The sequence below is a fragment of the Halalkalibacter oceani genome (assembly GCF_023715705.1).
GTDB lineage: Bacteria > Bacillota > Bacilli > Bacillales > Bacillaceae_D > Halalkalibacter > Halalkalibacter oceani_A.
Genome location: NZ_JAMBOS010000022.1, coordinates 17,622 through 35,059, shown reverse-complemented (window position 1 = coordinate 35,059; position 17,438 = coordinate 17,622). Strand labels below are relative to the sequence as shown.

Genomic DNA, 17,438 nt, shown 5'->3' with positions numbered 1-17,438 from the left:
AAGGAGAAATACCCTATGGCAAGAGAGTTCTCCTTAAAAGATACACGTAATATCGGCATCATGGCCCACATTGATGCCGGTAAAACAACAACGACTGAACGTGTACTTTTTTATACTGGACGTATCCATAAGATTGGTGAAACGCATGAAGGTGCTTCCCAAATGGACTGGATGGAGCAGGAGCAGGAACGTGGGATCACGATCACATCTGCTGCGACAACAGCTGCTTGGAAGGGACACCGGATTAACATCATCGATACACCTGGACACGTAGACTTCACAGTTGAAGTAGAACGTTCTTTACGTGTATTGGATGGAGCTGTCGCAGTACTTGATGCTCAATCTGGGGTTGAGCCGCAAACTGAAACAGTTTGGCGTCAAGCAACCACATATGGTGTACCGCGTATTGTTTTCATTAACAAAATGGACAAAACGGGTGCAGACTTTCTTTACTCAGTAGGAACGCTTCGTGACCGACTTCAGGCAAATGCCCATCCGATTCAATTGCCGATTGGCGCTGAAGACGAGTTTGACGGAATTATCGATCTTGTTGACATGGTTGCATACTTCTATGAAGATGACCTTGGTACACGTACCGATGCAAGAGAGATTCCTGATGAGTACAAAGACAAGGCACAGGAGCTTCATGAATCATTAGTTGAAGCTGTTGCTGAACTTGATGAAGAATTAATGATGAAATACTTAGAAGGTGAAGAGCTTACTAAGGATGAAATCAAAGCCGCTATCCGTAAAGGTACGGTTAACGTAGAATTTTATCCGGTGCTTTGTGGATCGGCATTTAAGAACAAAGGTGTTCAGTTGATGCTGGATGCGGTTCTTGACTACCTTCCATCACCTTTAGATGTTCCTGCGATTAAGGGTGTTGTGCCTGATTCTGATGAAGAAGTAACTCGCGAATCCAGCGACGAAGCGCCTTTCTCTGCGCTTGCGTTTAAGGTGATGACTGATCCTTATGTTGGTAAGCTGACGTTCTTCCGTGTTTACTCAGGTACACTTAATTCCGGTTCTTATGTTAAGAATTCGACGAAAGACAAGCGTGAGCGCGTCGGTCGTATTCTGCAAATGCATGCGAACTCCCGTGAGGAAATCTCAACAGTATACGCCGGGGACATTGCGGCGGCTGTAGGTTTGAAGGATACAACAACCGGTGATACGCTATGTGATGAAAAGAATCTTGTTATTCTTGAATCCATGCAATTCCCTGAGCCTGTTATCTCCTTGTCTGTTGAGCCTAAGTCAAAGGCTGACCAGGATAAGATGGGTATGGCATTGGCGAAGCTGGCTGAAGAGGATCCAACATTCCGTACTGAAACAAACGAAGAGACTGGTCAAACGATCATTTCTGGTATGGGTGAACTTCACCTTGATATCATCGTTGACCGGATGAAGCGTGAGTTTAAAGTAGAAGCGAATGTCGGTGCACCTCAAGTATCTTACCGTGAAACAATTCGTCAATCTGCTCAGGTTGAAGGTAAGTTTGTTCGTCAATCTGGTGGACGTGGACAATTCGGTCACGTTTGGATTGAATTCAGCCCTAACGAAGAAGGTGCTGGTTTCGAATTCGAAAATGCGGTTGTCGGTGGAGCGGTTCCTCGTGAATACATCAACTCAGTTGAGCAGGGTGTAGAGGAAGCATTGCAGAACGGAATGCTTGCTGGTTATCCGGTAATTGATGTAAAAGCGAAGCTTTATGATGGTTCTTACCATGATGTCGACTCAAGTGAGATGGCGTTTAAGATCGCTGCATCAATGGCTGTGAAAAACGCAAAATCAAAATGTAACCCGGTTCTTCTTGAGCCGCTTATGAAGGTTGAAGTTGTTGTACCTGAAGAGTACATGGGAGATGTAATGGGTGACGTTACAGCCCGCCGTGGACGTGTTGATGGTATGGAAGCTCGCGGAAACGCTCAAATTGTTAAAGCGTTCGTTCCATTAGCTGAAATGTTCGGTTATGCAACTTCATTACGTTCTCGTACACAAGGCCGCGGAACATACACAATGTTCTTCGATCACTACGAGGAAGTACCTAAGAGCGTCGGTGAAGAAATTATTAAGAAACAAACAGGAGAATAATTTTTCTTTCTAATTGTTTCGTGTAATATTTTGTTGTAAGCTAAGAAAGGTGATATTTATCAATGGGTAAAGCACCTTTCAACCCATAAAAATTCAATTAATTTTGTTCAATTAAGGGAGGAAATGAATCATGGCTAAGGAAAAATTTGACCGCTCCAAAACACATGCCAATATTGGTACAATTGGACACGTTGACCATGGTAAAACAACGTTAACAGCTGCAATTACAACTGTACTTGCTAAGCGTTCTGGTAAAGGTACTGCAATGGCGTATGACGCAATTGACGGTGCTCCGGAAGAGCGCGAGCGTGGAATTACAATCTCAACTGCACACGTTGAGTACGAAACTGATTCTCGCCACTACGCACACGTAGACTGCCCAGGACACGCTGACTACGTTAAGAACATGATCACTGGTGCTGCGCAAATGGACGGCGGAATTCTAGTAGTATCTGCTGCTGATGGTCCTATGCCACAAACTCGTGAGCACATCCTATTGTCTCGCCAAGTAGGTGTACCTTACCTTGTTGTATTCTTAAACAAGTGTGACATGGTTGACGATGAAGAGCTTCTTGAGCTAGTAGAAATGGAAGTTCGTGATCTTCTATCTGAGTATGACTTCCCTGGTGATGATGTACCTGTTATCCAAGGTTCTGCTCTTAAAGCTCTTGAAGGAGACGCTGCTTGGGAAGAAAAAATCATCGAGCTAATGGATGCAGTTGACAGCTATATCCCAACTCCAGAGCGCGATAAAGAAAAGCCATTCATGATGCCAGTTGAGGATGTATTCTCAATCACTGGTCGTGGTACAGTTGCTACTGGCCGTGTTGAGCGTGGTCAATTAAACGTTGGTGATACAATTGAAATCATCGGTATCACTGAAGAGCCTAAGTCTACAACTTGTACTGGAGTAGAAATGTTCCGTAAGCTTCTTGACTATGCAGAAGCTGGCGACAACATTGGTGCATTACTTCGTGGGGTAGCTCGTGATGAAGTTCAGCGCGGACAAGTACTTGCTAAGCCAGGTACAATCACTCCACACACTAACTTCAAAGCTGAAGTTTATGTTCTTTCTAAAGAAGAAGGTGGACGTCACACTCCATTCTTCTCAAACTACCGTCCTCAGTTCTACTTCCGTACAACTGACGTAACTGGAATCGTTCAGCTTCCAGAAGGCGTTGAGATGGTAATGCCTGGTGACAACATCGAAATGACGGTTGAGCTTATTGCGCCAATCGCGATCGAAGAAGGTACTAAGTTCTCTATCCGTGAGGGTGGACGTACTGTAGGTGCCGGCGTTGTTGCTTCAATCCAAAAGTAATTCGTTTTAACAGTAAGAGGCTGTCCCGGTGGCAGCCTCTTCTTTTTTTGCAAGTTAGTGCGTCTTGGCTGGTATTTTGTTGAAATTTTACTCAACGGCAAAAAAGGCTTGAAATCCGTAATGGATATCTATATAATAGTATGAGTGTGGCTAAGATAGGCATTAAACTTGCATTGCTGGCAATGTATCAGTATAATGTTGAATGTTAGTCATTGACAGCGATGATGCGAAAGGTTGCTGACACACCAGGCCCCTTTGCCATGGCACGGTGTAGGAAATTTTCGCGGAGTATGTCTGTTTCTAAAAATGGACGATAAAGGAGGGGCTATAATGGCAAAGCAAAAGATTCGCATTCGTTTAAAAGCTTATGATCACAGAGTCCTTGATCAATCTGCAGAGAAAATTGTTGATACGGCAAAACGTTCAGGTGCAAGTGTTTCGGGTCCAATCCCGCTTCCAACTGAAAAATCCGTCTATACAATTTTACGTGCGGTTCACAAGTACAAAGATTCTCGTGAGCAGTTTGAAATGCGTACACACAAGCGCTTGATTGATATTGTCAATCCAACACCACAAACTGTGGATGCATTAATGCGTTTGGATTTACCATCAGGCGTCGATATCGAAATCAAACTTTAATCCATAATGAAGAAAGATTCTTCATTTAATTATGATATGAAAATGGCAAACAAAATATGAAATTATACTAGGAGGTGTAACGGATGTCCAAAGGAATCTTAGGTAGAAAAATTGGTATGACTCAAGTCTTCGCTGAAAATGGTGAAGTCATCCCTGTAACAGTAATCGAGGCTGAACCGAATGTCGTTCTTCAAAAGAAAACTGTTGAATCGGATGGTTATGAAGCAATCCAAATTGGTTTTGCTGACCAAAAGAAGGCAAATGCAAACAAACCAGCTCAAGGCCATGCTGCAAAAGCAAACACGGCCCCTAAGCGCTTCATCAAGGAAATCCGTAACGTAAATCTTGACGAATTTGAAGTTGGTCAAGAAGTTAAGGTAGATACTTTCGCTGCTGGCGATGTAGTAGATGTAACAGGAACATCAAAAGGGAAAGGTTTCCAGGGTGCAATTAAGCGCCACAACCAATCTCGTGGCCCGATGTCACATGGTTCCCGTTATCACCGTCGCCCAGGTTCAATGGGACCTGTAGCTCCAAACCGTGTATTCAAAGGAAAATTGCTTCCAGGACGTATGGGTGGAGAAACAGTTACAGTTCAAAATCTTGAGATCGTAAAAGTCGATGCAGAACGTAATCTTCTATTAGTAAAAGGGAATGTTCCTGGAGCTAAAAAGAGCTATGTGTCTGTACAAAGCGCGATCAAAGTAAAATAAAGATTGAAAGAAAGGAGGACACATCATGCCGAAAGTAGCATTATTTAACCAATCAGGTTCACAAGTAGGAGATATCGAGTTAGCAGAATCGGTTTTTGGAATTGAACCAAACGAAAGTGTGCTTCACGAAGCTGTCGTGATGCAGCAGGCTTCATTACGCCAGGGCACACATAAAACAAAAGGACGCTCTGAAGTTCGTGGTGGTGGTCGTAAGCCATGGCGCCAAAAGGGAACAGGCCGTGCTCGTCAAGGCTCAATCCGTTCACCGCAATGGGTAGGTGGTGGAGTCGTATTCGGACCAACACCTCGCAGCTACAGCTACAAGCTGCCTAAAAAAGTTCGCCGCTTGGCAATCAAATCCGCTCTATCATCAAAGGTACAGGCGGAGGAAATTGTTGTGCTTGAGAACTTAGCACTTGACGCACCGAAGACAAAGGAAATGGCTGCTGTTCTTGCTGGTCTTTCTGTAGATAGCAAAGCGCTGGTTGTAACAGCTGACTATAACGAAGCGGTTGCTCTTTCCGCGCGCAATCTGCCTGGTGTGACATTTGTTACAGCAGACGGCGTTAGCGTACTCGATGTACTTAAGCATGATAAGCTAGTCATCACGAAAGAGGCCGTTGAAAAGGTAGAGGAGGTGCTTGCATAATGTCAAACGCTCGTGATATCATTAAGCGCCCCGTGATTACTGAACGTTCAACTGACCTAATGGGTGATAAGAAGTATACGTTCGAAGTAGACGTTCGTGCAAACAAAACACAAATCAAAGATGCGATTGAAGAGATCTTTGAAGTGAAAGTAGAAAAAGTAAACACAATGAATTATAAAGGTAAGTCAAAGCGTTTTGGCCGTTACACAGGCTTTACAGCTCGTCGCAAGAAGGCGATTGTTACCTTAACACCTGACAGCAAAGAACTTGAATTCTTTGAAGGTGTTTAAACCTATTAGAGAAGGAGGGAACTAATATGGCGATTAAGAAGTATAAACCAACCAGTGCCGGCCGTCGTGGCATGTCTGTGCTAGATTTCGCAGAAATCACAACGGATAAACCGGAAAAGTCGTTGCTTGCCCCTTTACACAAAAAAGGCGGACGTAACAACCAGGGTAAACTAACTGTACGTCACCAGGGTGGCGGACATAAGCGTCAATACCGTGTGATTGACTTTAAGCGCACAAAAGATGGAATTCCAGGACGCGTTGCTACGATCGAATATGATCCAAACCGTTCAGCAAATATCGCACTAATTAACTATGCAGATGGTGAAAAGCGCTATATTCTTGCACCGAAAGGTCTTACAGTCGGTACAACGATCGAGTCTGGACCGAATGCCGATATTAAAGTAGGGAATGCATTACCACTTCAAAACATCCCTGTCGGTACTGTAATTCATAACATTGAACTGAAGCCTGGCAAGGGTGGACAGATTGCCCGTTCTGCTGGAGCGCAAGCCCAGTTGCTTGGTAAGGAAGGCGACTATGTATTAGTGCGTCTGAAATCCGGCGAAACTCGTTACATTCTTTCAACATGCCGCGCAACAATCGGTCAAGTTGGAAACCTTGAGCATGAGCTTGTAAACATTGGTAAGGCAGGTCGTTCACGTTGGTTAGGCAAGCGTCCTACTGTTCGTGGATCTGTTATGAACCCGAACGATCACCCACACGGTGGTGGTGAAGGTAAAGCTCCTATCGGACGTAAGTCACCAATGTCTCCTTGGGGTAAACCAACTCTTGGTTACAAAACTCGTAAGAAGAACAAGGCGTCTGATAAGTATATTGTACGTCGTCGTAAAAAATAAACGGGATTAACCTGCGGTTCTAAATAGTTAGAACCGTAGCGCTAATCACGAAGGGAGGTTTTCTCATGGGTCGTAGTTTGAAAAAGGGACCTTTTGTCGATGGTCATTTAATGAAGAAAGTCGAAGCAATGAATGAAAAGGATGATAAGAGAGTCATTAAGACTTGGTCTCGTCGTTCAACGATTTTCCCTGAGTTTATCGGTCATACAATCGCTGTTTATGATGGCCGCAAGCACGTGCCTGTTTACGTATCTGAGGACATGGTTGGTCATAAGCTTGGTGAGTTTGCGCCAACTCGTACGTACAAAGGTCACGCAGCTGATGATAAGAAAACAAGACGTTAATGTAAGGTAGAGAGGAGGTCAATCCCATGCAAGCTAAAGCCGTAGCAAAACAAGTACGTATTGCTCCTCGCAAAGTACGTCTAGTTGTTGACTTGATTCGTGGTAAGCAGGTTGGTGAGGCGATTGCGATTCTTCGTCACACTCCGAAAGCTGCTTCTCCTGTTGTAGAAAAGCTTTTGAATTCTGCAATTGCGAATGCGGAGCACAACTATGAAATGGAGCCAAACAATCTTGTAATTAGTGAAGCGTACGTAGATGAAGGTATTACACTTAAACGTTTCCGTCCACGTGCGATGGGACGTGCGAGTCGTATCAACAAACGTACTAGCCACATTACACTAGTGGTAACTGAAAAGAAGGAGGGATAACGCGTGGGTCAAAAAATCAACCCTGTCGGACTTCGAGTTGGTGTCATTCGTGACTGGGAGTCAAAATGGTTCGCTGATAAAGATTATGCAGATTTACTACACGAAGACATCAAAATTCGTGAGTACATCGAAAAACGTTTAAAAGACGCATCTGTGTCAAAAGTAGAAATCGAACGTGCGGCTAACCGCGTAAACATTACAATTTCTACTGCTAAGCCAGGTATGGTGATCGGAAAAGGCGGTTCGGAAGTTGAAGCGTTGCGTAAAGCCCTTAATGATTTAACTGGCAAGCGTGTACACATTAATATTTTTGAAATTAAGCAAGCTGACCTTGATGCTAAGCTTGTTGCAGAAAATATTGCACGCCAATTAGAAAATCGTATTTCATTCCGTCGTGCTATGAAGCAGGCAATCCAACGCACAATGCGTGCTGGTGCCAAGGGTATCAAAACTCAAGTATCAGGTCGTCTTGGTGGCGCTGATATCGCTCGTGCTGAACACTACAATGAAGGAACTGTTCCACTTCACACACTTCGTGCTGATATTGACTACGGTACAGCTGAAGCTGATACAACATACGGTAAGTTAGGTGTTAAGATCTGGATTTATCGTGGTGAAGTCCTTCCAACGAAAGGAACGAACAAAGAGGAAGGAGGCAACTAATCATGTTAATGCCAAAACGTGTTAAATATCGTCGTGAGCACCGTGGAAACATGCGCGGACGTGCAAAAGGCGGTACTGAAGTTCATTTCGGTGAATATGGCTTACAAGCTCTTGATGCATCTTGGATTACGAACCGTCAGATTGAAGCGGCTCGTATTGCAATGACTCGTTATATGAAGCGTGGTGGTAAGGTTTGGATCAAGATTTTCCCTTCTAAGCCGTACACTGCAAAGCCTCTAGAGGTTCGAATGGGTTCTGGTAAAGGTGCTCCTGAAGGATGGGTAGCTGTTGTCAAGCCTGGTAAGATTATGTTTGAAATTGCTGGTGTTTCTGAAGAGGTTGCTCGTGAAGCGTTACGTCTTGCTTCTCATAAATTACCGGTTAAATGTAAGTTCGTAAAACGCGATGAAGTGGGTGGTGACGCAAATGAAAGCTAATGATATTCGTAACTTAACCACTGCTGAAATTGAGCAAAAGACAAAGTCATTGAAAGAAGAGTTATTCAACCTTCGCTTTCAATTAGCGACTGGTCAATTGGATAATCCGGCCCGCATTCGTGAAGTTCGTAAAGCAATTGCTCGTGCAAAGACAGTTTTGCGTGAACGTGAGCTTGGAATTAACAACGGCTAAAAAAGGAGGTTTGCTTAAATGGAACGCAACCATCGTAAGGTCTACAGAGGACGCGTTGTTTCTGATAAGATGGATAAGACAATCACTGTTCTTGTCGAAACTTATAAGAAAGATCGCCTCTACGGTAAGCGCGTAAAGTACTCTAAGAAGTTCAAAGCGCATGATGAAGAGAACAAAGCGAAGATTGGCGATATCGTAGAAATTATGGAAACTCGTCCGCTTTCAAAAGATAAACGTTTCCGCTTGATCGAAATTGTGGAAGAAGCGGTAATCATCTAATAGAATCCTTGTGTTGAAGGGAGGTAAGTCCGAATGATTCAACAAGAATCCCGTTTAAAAGTTGCTGATAACTCTGGAGCGCGTGAAGTGCTTTGTATTAAAGTTTTAGGTGGTTCTGGTCGTAAAACTGCTAATATTGGTGATGTAATTGTTTGCTCGGTGAAACAAGCAACACCAGGGGGCGTTGTCAAGAAGGGTGACGTTGTTAAAGCAGTTATCGTCCGTACAAAGAGCGGTGCTCGTCGCAATGACGGCTCATACATCAAGTTTGATGAAAATGCGGCGGTTATTATCCGTGACGACAAGAGCCCTCGTGGTACTCGTATTTTTGGACCAGTAGCACGTGAGCTTCGTGATAATCAATTCATGAAGATTGTATCACTTGCTCCGGAAGTTCTTTAATAGAAGATTATTGAAAGGCCCTGTCAAGGAGGTGCGAACATGGCGAAGATGCATGTCAAAAAAGGTGACACTGTAAAGGTCATCTCTGGAAAAGACAAAGGTAAACAAGGCGTGATCCTTGAAGCGTTCCCTAAGAAGAACCGTGTCCTTGTTGAAGGTGTGAATATCGTGAAAAAACACGCCAAGCCTTCTCAAGATAACCCGCAAGGCGGAATTTTAAATCAAGAAGCGCCAATTCATTCTTCAAACGTTATGCCTATCGACCCTAAGTCTGGTGAACCTACTCGTGTAGGTTATAAAGTGGAGAACGGAAAAAAGGTACGTATTGCTAAGAAGTCTGGCGAAGCGTTAGATAAGTAGTCAGAGTGTGAAAGGAGGTCAATCGTATGAATCGTTTAAAAGAGAAGTATACAAGTGAAATCGTTCCTTCTTTGGTTGAGAAGTTCAACTATTCATCTGTCATGGCGGTTCCTAAACTCGAGAAGATTGTTGTGAACATGGGTGTAGGTGACGCTGTTTCAAATGCAAAGGCTTTGGATAAAGCTGTTGAAGAATTAACTGAGATTACGGGACAAAAGCCGGTTATTACAAAGGCGAAAAAATCAATTGCAGGTTTCAAACTACGTGAAGGTATGCCAATCGGTGCGAAGGTAACACTTCGTGGTGAGCGTATGTATGATTTCCTGGATAAATTAATTTCAATTTCATTACCTCGTGTACGTGACTTCCGCGGTGTTTCGAAGAAAGCTTTTGACGGTCGCGGTAACTACACACTAGGTGTGAAAGAGCAGTTAATTTTCCCTGAAGTTGATTACGATAAAGTTGATAAAGTTCGTGGTATGGACGTTGTACTCGTCACAACAGCGAAGACAGACGAAGAGGCTCGTGAACTTTTAACACAAATGGGAATGCCATTCCAAAAATAATCGAATCGAAGAGGAGGGAACACGTTGGCAAAGAAATCAATGATTGCAAAGCAAAAGCGCACACAAAAGTATAAAGTTCAAGAATATACACGTTGTGAACGTTGCGGTCGTCCTCATTCAGTATTACGTAAGTTTAAACTTTGCAGAATTTGCTTCAGAGAACTTGCTCATAAAGGGCAAATTCCTGGCGTGAAAAAAGCTAGTTGGTAATCCCAAGAACGGGAAGGAGGTAAATATAAATGGTCATGACAGATCCTATTGCAGATATGCTTACTCGTATTCGTAATGCGAACACTGTTCGCCACGAGAAGCTTGAGCTACCTGCTTCAAAGGTAAAGAAGGAAATTGCAGATATTCTAAAGCGCGAGGGCTTTATCCGTGACTACGAATATATTGAAGATAATAAGCAAGGTGTGATCCGTATTTTCCTTAAGTACGGTTCAACAAATGAGCGTGTAATCACTGGTCTTAAGCGTATTAGTAAGCCTGGACTGCGTGTTTACGCGAAGGCAAACGAGCTTCCACGTGTACTTGGAGGACTTGGTATTGCGTTAGTTTCTACATCAAAAGGTGTAATGACAGACAAGGATGCACGTAACCAGCAGGTCGGCGGAGAAGTATTAGCTTACGTTTGGTAATAGAATCCTTGAAATGAACGGAGGTGTATGAGAATGTCTCGAATTGGTAAAAAGCCAGTTGAAATTCCAGGTGGAGTAACTATAACGCTTGATGGTCAGCTATTGACGGTAAAAGGTCCTAAAGGTGAACTAAAGCGTGAGCTTCATCCTGAAATGAAGATCAACATTGAAGAGAGTCAAGTTACAGTTGAGCGTCCATCGGATCAGAAGGAGCACCGTGCTCTTCACGGTACAACTCGTAGCTTAATTAATAACATGGTTGAGGGTGTAACAAAGGGATATGAGCGTGCACTTGAACTTATCGGTGTCGGTTACCGTGCTTCTAAGTCAGGTCAAAAACTCGTACTGAACGTTGGATACTCTCATCCAGTAGAAATCGTTCCTGAAGCGGGACTGGAAATTGAAGTTCCTTCTAATACGAAAGTTGTTGTTAAAGGAATTGATAAAGAACGCGTTGGTGCATTGGCATCTAACATTCGTTCTGTACGTTTACCTGAACCGTATAAAGGCAAGGGTATTCGCTATGAAGGCGAATATGTTCGTCGTAAAGAAGGTAAAACTGGTAAATAATCACTAACCTACGGAAAGGAATGACGTTCAATGATTACGAAGGCTAATAAGAACGTGGCACGTAAGAAGCGACATGCCCATGTGCGTCGCACGATCACAGGAACGCCTGAACGTCCTCGTCTTAATGTATTCCGTTCGTCAAAGCACATTTATGCTCAGTTGATTGATGATGTAAATGGCGTAACGCTTGCATCTGCTTCAACTCTTGATAAAGAAATTGACGCGGAAAATGTAGCAAAGACGGAAGCAGCGAAGCTAGTTGGCGAGCTCGTCGCAAAACGTGCGATTGAAAATGGACATAAAGTTGTGGTCTTTGACCGTGGCGGATATTTATACCACGGCCGTGTAGCCACTCTCGCAGATGCAGCACGTGAAGCTGGTTTGCAATTCTAAAGAATAAAGGAGGGAAAATGAATGCGTCGTATTGACCCTAATACATTGGAACTTGAAGAGAAAGTAGTAGCAGTCAACCGTGTAGCGAAGGTCGTTAAAGGTGGACGTCGTTTCCGCTTTGCTGCGTTGGTTGTTGTTGGCGATAAAAATGGTCATGTCGGATTCGGTATGGGTAAAGCGCAGGAAGTACCGGAAGCGATCCGTAAGGCTATTGAAGATGCAAAGAAGAATCTGATTGAAGTGCCAGTAGTCGGCACAACGATTCCACATGAGATCGTTGGACACTTTGGTGCTGGACGTGTTTTTCTAAAGAATGCATCAGAAGGTACAGGAATCATTGCTGGAGGACCAGTGCGTGCGGTGCTTGAATTGGCTGGTATCGGCGATATTCTTTCTAAATCTTTGGGTTCAAACAACCCAATCAATATGGTTCGTGCTACAATGCAAGGACTTAAAGGCTTAAAGCGTGCTGAAGAGGTTGCGAAACTTCGTGGCAAATCCGTAGAAGAGCTTTTAGGATAAGGAGGGAAAGCAAATGGCTAAGAAATTAGAAATCACCCTCACTCGTAGTCTTATCGGACGCCCTGAGAACCAACGCGTTACTGTGAAGACACTTGGCTTGCGTAAAATGCACCAAACTGTTGTTCAGGAAGATAACGCTGCGATTCGCGGTATGGTAAATAAGGTATCTCACCTTTTAACAGTAAAAGAAATTGAAGCATAATTGATTATTTCATAAATGAGGAGGTGTCGACATGAAACTTCATGAGTTGAAACCTGCAGAGGGATCTCGTAAAGTGCGTAACCGTGTAGGTCGCGGTATTGGTTCTGGTAACGGAAAAACAGCGGGTAAAGGACATAAAGGTCAAAATGCTCGTTCTGGTGGCGGTGTTCGTCCTGGTTTCGAGGGTGGTCAAAATCCGTTATACCGTCGTCTTCCGAAGCGCGGGTTCACAAATCCAACTCGGAAAGAGTACACCGTGGTTAACCTTGAAACATTAAACCGTTTCGATGAAAATACTGAGGTAACTCCGGAACTTCTGATTGAAACTGGAACAGTGAAGAACGTAAAGCACGGTATTAAGATCCTTGGAAATGGTAAGGTTGAAAAGAGCTTGACTGTAAAGGCACATAAGTTCTCTGCTTCTGCAGTAGAAGCTATCGAAGCTGCTGGCGGAAAAACTGAGGTGATTTAATGTTCCGGACGATCTCCAACATTATGCGAGTGGGTGATTTACGCCGTAAGGTTATCTTCACCCTCCTTATGCTCATTGTGTTTCGAATCGGGAGTTTTATTCCAATTCCGGGTTCGAACCGTGACGCTCTTGATTTCATGGACCAGGCAAATGCATTTGGATTTCTAAATACGTTTGGTGGTGGAGCGTTAGGGAACTTCTCTATTTTCGCAATGGGTATCATGCCATACATTACTGCTTCGATTGTCGTGCAGTTGTTACAAATGGATGTTGTACCTAAGTTTGCTGAGTGGGCTAAGCAGGGGGAAGCTGGACGACGTAAATTAGCTCAGTTTACCCGTTATGGAACGATCGTTTTAGGTTTCTTTCAAGCTTTAGCAATGTCAATTGGTTTTAACTCAATATTTGACGGGTTAATTCCAAATCCAAGTATTCCTACGTACCTGTTTATCGCCTTAGTGCTGACAGCTGGTACAGCTTTTCTTATGTGGCTTGGTGAGCAAATCACAGCAAAGGGTGTCGGAAACGGGATCTCGATCATTATCTTTGCCGGTATTGCCGCAGGGATTCCGAACGGGGTTAACCAAATCTACGCTACGCAAATTGAAAGTGCAGGAGAACAGCTGTTTTTAAGCATTGTTACTGTCCTTTTACTAGCGCTTGCTGTGTTGGCGATCATCGTTGGGGTTATCTTTATCCAACAGGCCTTGAGAAAGGTTCCAGTTCAGTATGCGAAGCGTCTGGTAGGTCGTAGTCCAGTTGGTGGACAATCAACGCATTTACCTTTGAAAGTTAATGCTGCTGGGGTTATTCCTGTCATCTTTGCTCTTTCTCTGTTTATCTTTCCGCCAACTGTAGCTGGTTTTTTTGGAACGGATAATGAGATTGCCGCTTGGATTATAAGGGTGTTTGATTATACTCATCCAGTGGGAATGGTTGTATACGCACTTTTAATTATTGGGTTTACGTACTTTTATACGTTTATTCAAGTTAATCCAGAGCAAATGGCAGAGAACCTTAAAAAGCAAGGTGGATATATTCCAGGCATTCGTCCGGGTAAGACAACGCAGGTTTACCTAACACGAATCCTCTATCGGTTAACGTTTGTTGGGGCGCTCTTCTTAACATCTGTTTCCATAATTCCAGTTTTCTTTACTCGTTTCATGGATTTACCTCCAGCTGTCCAAATTGGGGGTACTGGATTATTGATCGTGGTTGGTGTAGCATTAGACACGATGAAACAAATTGAGAGTCAGCTCATTAAACGTTCGTATAAAGGATTTATTAAGTAGTAAGGGGAGCAGGGAAGGTATGTGATCTTCCCGTTCGCCTTCTGTGTGTTAATTCGGAACGATGGAGGGGATTAGGGAATGAACCTTATTTTGATGGGATTGCCTGGTGCCGGGAAAGGCACGCAAGCTGAGCGGATTGTTTCGAAATATGAAATTCCTCATATTTCGACTGGTGATATGTTTCGCGCAGCGATTAAGGGTGAAACAGAGCTTGGGGTCAAAGCAAAGTCATTTATGGATGCAGGAGAGCTTGTTCCTGATGAAGTGACGATTGGTATTGTTCGTGAACGTCTTTCGATGGATGATTGCCAAAAAGGGTTTCTTCTTGATGGATTTCCACGTACGGTCGCCCAGGCGGAAGCTCTTGAAGAACTGCTTGACTCAATGGGGCGCAAGCTGGATTATGTGCTCAATATTGATGTTCCGGAGCAGCTCCTTCTGGACCGGTTGACAGGACGTCGCGTGTCACCGACTTCTGGCCGGACTTACCACGTTATTTTCAATCCGCCTAAGGTGGAAGGGAAATGTGATACTGACGGCAGTGACTTAATCCAGCGTGATGACGACAAGCCTGAAACAGTTAAGAAACGTCTTGAAGTGAACCAGAAACAAGCAAAGCCGCTTTTTGATTTCTATAGCGAAAAAGGCTATTTGCGTAATATAAATGGGGATCAAGACATTGACAAAGTATTTGCTGATATTGATGGCCTCTTGAAAGGACTTCGTGCATGATCATTTGTAAGACGGAACGAGAAATCGAGATCATGCGGGAAGCTGGAAAGATTGTTGCCTTAACGCATCAAGCTTTAAAGGAACATATACAACCTGGCATATCAACAAAGGAACTGGATGAGATTGCAGAAAAGTTGATTCGTTCGCATGGTGCAACTCCCTCATTCAAAGGCTATAATGGATTTACAGGCAGTATCTGTGCTTCAGTAAATGAGGAATTGGTGCACGGCATTCCTGGTAAGCGAGTGCTTAAAGACGGAGATGTCATCAGCGTTGACATTGGCGCATATTATAATGGCTATCATGGTGATTCTGCTTGGACCTATGCGGTTGGTGAAATCAGCGCAAAGGATCAGGAGTTACTGGATGTGACGGAGACGGCCCTCTATAAGGGTCTTGAGGAAGCGAAGCCTGGCGGCAGGCTCTCAGATATTTCTCACGCGATCCAAACCTATGCCGAGCCATTAGGATATTCGATTGTTCGCGAGTATGTTGGCCATGGAGTTGGGCAAGACTTGCATGAGGACCCGCAAATTCCTCATTACGGTCCACCTGGCAAAGGGCCGCGATTGAAACCGGGCATGGTTTTAGCGATTGAACCAATGATCAATGCCGGGTCACGCTATGTACGCACGCTTTCCGATGACTGGACAGTTGTGACGGTTGACGGAAAGAATTGTGCCCACTTTGAGCATACCATTGCAATAACGGAATCAGGTTTTGAAATCTTGACAAAAGCTTAGATGTAGGTGATGGGAATCATGAAAGACTCAGGTCCGAGTCCCGAGCTCGGTCAAATTGTACAGATCCTCAAAGGACGTGACCAAGGACAGTTTGGTGTCATCATTGAACTGGTCGATGACCGTTTTATTGGGATTGCCGATGGCGACAAGCGCAAAGTTGACCGCTCAAAAAGAAAGAACATCAATCATGTTGAGCTTATTGATTACATTGCTGAGGAAGTTCGCAATAGCTTTATAGAAACAGGACGTGTTACTAATGGAAAGCTACGTTATGCCCTTGCTAGTTTTCTCGAAAAACACACTGATTTGCTGAAGGAAGGAGAGTAAACCTATGGCGAAAGAGGATGTTATTGAAGTGGAAGGAACGGTCATTGAGCCCCTTCCCAATGCAATGTTTCGTGTTGAACTCGAAAATGGTCATAAGATTCTCGCTCACGTATCCGGTAAAATCCGCATGCACTTCATTCGGATTCTGCCAGGCGACAAGGTGACGGTTGAATTATCACCTTATGATCTGACTCGTGGACGAATCACATATCGATACAAATAATAAAACGTTGCGAGAGCGACTAGCAAGATAATCGTTGATTGTTTTGCTTTGACCTGATTACATGTTTAATCAGTGCACTCCGTACTATAAGGAGGTAAACGAAAATGAAGGTTAGACCATCAGTCAAGCCTATTTGTGAAAAGTGTAAAGTCATCCGTCGTAAAGGGACGGTTATGGTCATTTGTGAAAACCCAAAACATAAGCAAAAGCAAGGATAATTTATAAGGAGGTGCTCTGCACATGGCTCGTATTGCAGGTGTCGATATTCCACGTGATAAGCGTATAGTGATTGCACTAACGTATGTCTATGGAATCGGGAAATCAAAAGCTGCTGAAGTTCTGGCAAACGCAGGTGTGTCTGAAGATACACGTGTACGTGATCTAACGGAAGAGGAATTAGGACGTATCCGTGAAGCAATTGAAGAGTTTAAGGTTGAAGGTGACCTTCGTCGTGAAGTTTCCCTTAACATTAAGCGCCTAATTGAGATTGGTTCATATCGTGGCATTCGCCACCGTCGTGGTTTACCTGTTCGTGGACAAAATTCTAAGAACAATGCTCGTACGCGTAAAGGTCCTCGTCGTACAGTAGCAAACAAGAAAAAGTAGTAAAGGAGGTCGCATAAAATATGGCTAAGAAAACGAATACTCGTCCAAAGCGTCGTCAACGTAAAAATGTAGAGGCCGGAATCGCTCACATCCGTTCTACGTTTAACAATACGATTGTGACAATTACGGATGTACACGGCAATGCTATTTCATGGGCAAGTGCTGGTGCGTTAGGATTTAAAGGTTCTCGTAAATCAACTCCATTCGCGGCACAAATGGCTGCTGAGTCCGCTGCAAAAACAGCGATGGAGCATGGTATGAAGACAGTTGAAGTATCAGTTAAAGGACCAGGTGCCGGCCGTGAAGCTGCTATCCGTTCCCTGCAAGCAATTGGACTTGAAGTAAACATGATCAAAGATGTTACTCCTGTTCCGCATAATGGATGCCGTCCACCAAAACGTCGTAGAGTGTAATGGAATCAATCATTGTATAGATTTCCCTAAACTGTCAATAATGGACTAAGAGATGTGTCTTATTGACAAAAAGGTGAAAAGCTCGGGATTTGCCTGCTGGTCGATCAGTCGGCAATCCTTGCAGTCTACC

The 17,438-nt window shown here is 43.9% G+C and carries 31 protein-coding genes; all 31 read left to right on the top strand.

Translation table 11 applies throughout. The annotated features are described in order from the left end of the window. Positions 1-15: 15 nt before the first annotated feature. The 31 genes from fusA to rpsK all read left to right on the top strand — a co-directional run bounded on the left by fusA (position 16) and on the right by rpsK (position 17,308). A complete protein-coding gene (gene fusA, locus M3212_RS16570; protein WP_251195087.1) occupies positions 16-2,094 on the top strand; it encodes an elongation factor G in 2,079 nt (692 codons plus the stop codon). Positions 2,095-2,224: 130 nt separating this feature from the next. Continuing rightward, positions 2,225-3,415 (top strand): elongation factor Tu, encoded by a 1,191-nt coding sequence (gene tuf, locus M3212_RS16565; protein WP_251195086.1) that lies wholly within the window; start codon positions 2,225-2,227, stop codon positions 3,413-3,415. Positions 3,416-3,745: 330 nt separating this feature from the next. Beyond that, a complete protein-coding gene (rpsJ, locus tag M3212_RS16560) occupies positions 3,746-4,054 on the top strand; it encodes a 30S ribosomal protein S10 (protein ID WP_144451543.1) in 309 nt (102 codons plus the stop codon). An 83-nt stretch (positions 4,055-4,137) separates the two neighbouring features. Beyond that, entirely contained in the window at positions 4,138-4,767 is a 630-nt protein-coding gene (gene rplC, locus M3212_RS16555; protein WP_251195085.1) for a 50S ribosomal protein L3, read from the top strand. Between the two features lie 25 nt (positions 4,768-4,792). After that, positions 4,793-5,416, top strand: coding sequence for a 50S ribosomal protein L4 (gene rplD, locus M3212_RS16550; protein ID WP_251195084.1), 624 nt, complete (start codon positions 4,793-4,795; stop codon positions 5,414-5,416). Continuing rightward, positions 5,416-5,706: a 50S ribosomal protein L23 gene (gene rplW / locus M3212_RS16545; protein WP_251195083.1), complete on the top strand. Its 291-nt coding sequence runs from the start codon at positions 5,416-5,418 to the stop codon at positions 5,704-5,706. Before rplD ends, rplW begins: the two co-directional genes overlap by 1 nt. Positions 5,707-5,732: 26 nt before the next feature. After that, positions 5,733-6,563, top strand: a complete 831-nt coding sequence (gene rplB / locus M3212_RS16540) for a 50S ribosomal protein L2 (protein ID WP_251195082.1) — start codon at positions 5,733-5,735, stop codon at positions 6,561-6,563. 65 nt (positions 6,564-6,628) lie between these two features. Continuing rightward, positions 6,629-6,907 (top strand): 30S ribosomal protein S19, encoded by a 279-nt coding sequence (gene rpsS / locus M3212_RS16535; protein WP_251195081.1) that lies wholly within the window; start codon positions 6,629-6,631, stop codon positions 6,905-6,907. 26 nt (positions 6,908-6,933) lie between these two features. After that, positions 6,934-7,275 (top strand): 50S ribosomal protein L22, encoded by a 342-nt coding sequence (gene rplV, locus M3212_RS16530; RefSeq protein WP_251195080.1) that lies wholly within the window; start codon positions 6,934-6,936, stop codon positions 7,273-7,275. Positions 7,276-7,278: 3 nt separating this feature from the next. Continuing rightward, positions 7,279-7,938, top strand: coding sequence for a 30S ribosomal protein S3 (rpsC, locus tag M3212_RS16525; protein ID WP_251195079.1), 660 nt, complete (start codon positions 7,279-7,281; stop codon positions 7,936-7,938). A 2-nt stretch (positions 7,939-7,940) separates the two neighbouring features. After that, positions 7,941-8,375: a 50S ribosomal protein L16 gene (rplP, locus tag M3212_RS16520; protein ID WP_251195078.1), complete on the top strand. Its 435-nt coding sequence runs from the start codon at positions 7,941-7,943 to the stop codon at positions 8,373-8,375. Further along, positions 8,365-8,568, top strand: coding sequence for a 50S ribosomal protein L29 (gene rpmC / locus M3212_RS16515; protein ID WP_003322618.1), 204 nt, complete (start codon positions 8,365-8,367; stop codon positions 8,566-8,568). The genes rplP and rpmC overlap by 11 nt, the downstream gene beginning before the upstream one ends. A gap of 18 nt (positions 8,569-8,586) precedes the next feature. Further along, complete coding sequence (gene rpsQ / locus M3212_RS16510) at positions 8,587-8,847, top strand: 30S ribosomal protein S17 (protein ID WP_251195077.1); 261 nt, start codon at positions 8,587-8,589, stop codon at positions 8,845-8,847. Between the two features lie 33 nt (positions 8,848-8,880). Then, positions 8,881-9,249, top strand: a complete 369-nt coding sequence (rplN, locus tag M3212_RS16505) for a 50S ribosomal protein L14 (protein ID WP_251195076.1) — start codon at positions 8,881-8,883, stop codon at positions 9,247-9,249. A gap of 48 nt (positions 9,250-9,297) precedes the next feature. Continuing rightward, the gene (gene rplX, locus M3212_RS16500; RefSeq protein ID WP_251195118.1) at positions 9,298-9,609 is read left to right on the top strand and encodes a 50S ribosomal protein L24; all 312 of its coding nucleotides are present in this window, start codon (positions 9,298-9,300) and stop codon (positions 9,607-9,609) included. Positions 9,610-9,635: 26 nt separating this feature from the next. Then, positions 9,636-10,175, top strand: coding sequence for a 50S ribosomal protein L5 (rplE, locus tag M3212_RS16495; RefSeq protein WP_251195075.1), 540 nt, complete (start codon positions 9,636-9,638; stop codon positions 10,173-10,175). 24 nt (positions 10,176-10,199) lie between these two features. Then, positions 10,200-10,385, top strand: coding sequence for a type Z 30S ribosomal protein S14 (locus M3212_RS16490; RefSeq protein WP_012957149.1), 186 nt, complete (start codon positions 10,200-10,202; stop codon positions 10,383-10,385). A 29-nt stretch (positions 10,386-10,414) separates the two neighbouring features. After that, positions 10,415-10,813, top strand: a complete 399-nt coding sequence (gene rpsH, locus M3212_RS16485; RefSeq protein WP_251195074.1) for a 30S ribosomal protein S8 — start codon at positions 10,415-10,417, stop codon at positions 10,811-10,813. A gap of 33 nt (positions 10,814-10,846) precedes the next feature. Then, a complete protein-coding gene (gene rplF / locus M3212_RS16480) occupies positions 10,847-11,383 on the top strand; it encodes a 50S ribosomal protein L6 (RefSeq protein ID WP_251195073.1) in 537 nt (178 codons plus the stop codon). Positions 11,384-11,413: 30 nt separating this feature from the next. Further along, positions 11,414-11,776 carry a 50S ribosomal protein L18 gene (gene rplR, locus M3212_RS16475; RefSeq protein WP_251195072.1) on the top strand — a complete coding sequence of 121 codons (363 nt, stop codon included), beginning with the start codon at positions 11,414-11,416 and terminating at the stop codon, positions 11,774-11,776. 21 nt (positions 11,777-11,797) lie between these two features. Further along, positions 11,798-12,298 carry a 30S ribosomal protein S5 gene (gene rpsE / locus M3212_RS16470; protein ID WP_251195071.1) on the top strand — a complete coding sequence of 167 codons (501 nt, stop codon included), beginning with the start codon at positions 11,798-11,800 and terminating at the stop codon, positions 12,296-12,298. Between the two features lie 13 nt (positions 12,299-12,311). After that, on the top strand, positions 12,312-12,500 hold the full coding sequence (rpmD, locus tag M3212_RS16465; protein WP_251195070.1) for a 50S ribosomal protein L30: 189 nt from the start codon (positions 12,312-12,314) through the stop codon (positions 12,498-12,500). A gap of 31 nt (positions 12,501-12,531) precedes the next feature. Beyond that, positions 12,532-12,972, top strand: a complete 441-nt coding sequence (rplO, locus tag M3212_RS16460) for a 50S ribosomal protein L15 (RefSeq protein ID WP_251195069.1) — start codon at positions 12,532-12,534, stop codon at positions 12,970-12,972. Beyond that, entirely contained in the window at positions 12,972-14,264 is a 1,293-nt protein-coding gene (secY, locus tag M3212_RS16455; protein WP_251195068.1) for a preprotein translocase subunit SecY, read from the top strand. Before rplO ends, secY begins: the two co-directional genes overlap by 1 nt. A gap of 78 nt (positions 14,265-14,342) precedes the next feature. After that, complete coding sequence (locus tag M3212_RS16450) at positions 14,343-14,996, top strand: adenylate kinase (RefSeq protein ID WP_251195067.1); 654 nt, start codon at positions 14,343-14,345, stop codon at positions 14,994-14,996. Continuing rightward, complete coding sequence (gene map, locus M3212_RS16445) at positions 14,993-15,739, top strand: type I methionyl aminopeptidase (RefSeq protein ID WP_251195066.1); 747 nt, start codon at positions 14,993-14,995, stop codon at positions 15,737-15,739. Before M3212_RS16450 ends, map begins: the two co-directional genes overlap by 4 nt. Before the next feature lie 18 nt (positions 15,740-15,757). Beyond that, entirely contained in the window at positions 15,758-16,066 is a 309-nt protein-coding gene (locus M3212_RS16440; protein WP_251195065.1) for a KOW domain-containing RNA-binding protein, read from the top strand. A gap of 4 nt (positions 16,067-16,070) precedes the next feature. Then, the gene (gene infA / locus M3212_RS16435) at positions 16,071-16,289 is read left to right on the top strand and encodes a translation initiation factor IF-1 (protein WP_010896341.1); all 219 of its coding nucleotides are present in this window, start codon (positions 16,071-16,073) and stop codon (positions 16,287-16,289) included. Between the two features lie 104 nt (positions 16,290-16,393). After that, positions 16,394-16,507: a 50S ribosomal protein L36 gene (rpmJ, locus tag M3212_RS16430; RefSeq protein ID WP_003322638.1), complete on the top strand. Its 114-nt coding sequence runs from the start codon at positions 16,394-16,396 to the stop codon at positions 16,505-16,507. Between the two features lie 22 nt (positions 16,508-16,529). After that, positions 16,530-16,895: a 30S ribosomal protein S13 gene (gene rpsM, locus M3212_RS16425; protein ID WP_251195064.1), complete on the top strand. Its 366-nt coding sequence runs from the start codon at positions 16,530-16,532 to the stop codon at positions 16,893-16,895. A 20-nt stretch (positions 16,896-16,915) separates the two neighbouring features. After that, positions 16,916-17,308, top strand: a complete 393-nt coding sequence (gene rpsK / locus M3212_RS16420) for a 30S ribosomal protein S11 (RefSeq protein WP_251195063.1) — start codon at positions 16,916-16,918, stop codon at positions 17,306-17,308. Positions 17,309-17,438: the final 130 nt, after the last annotated feature.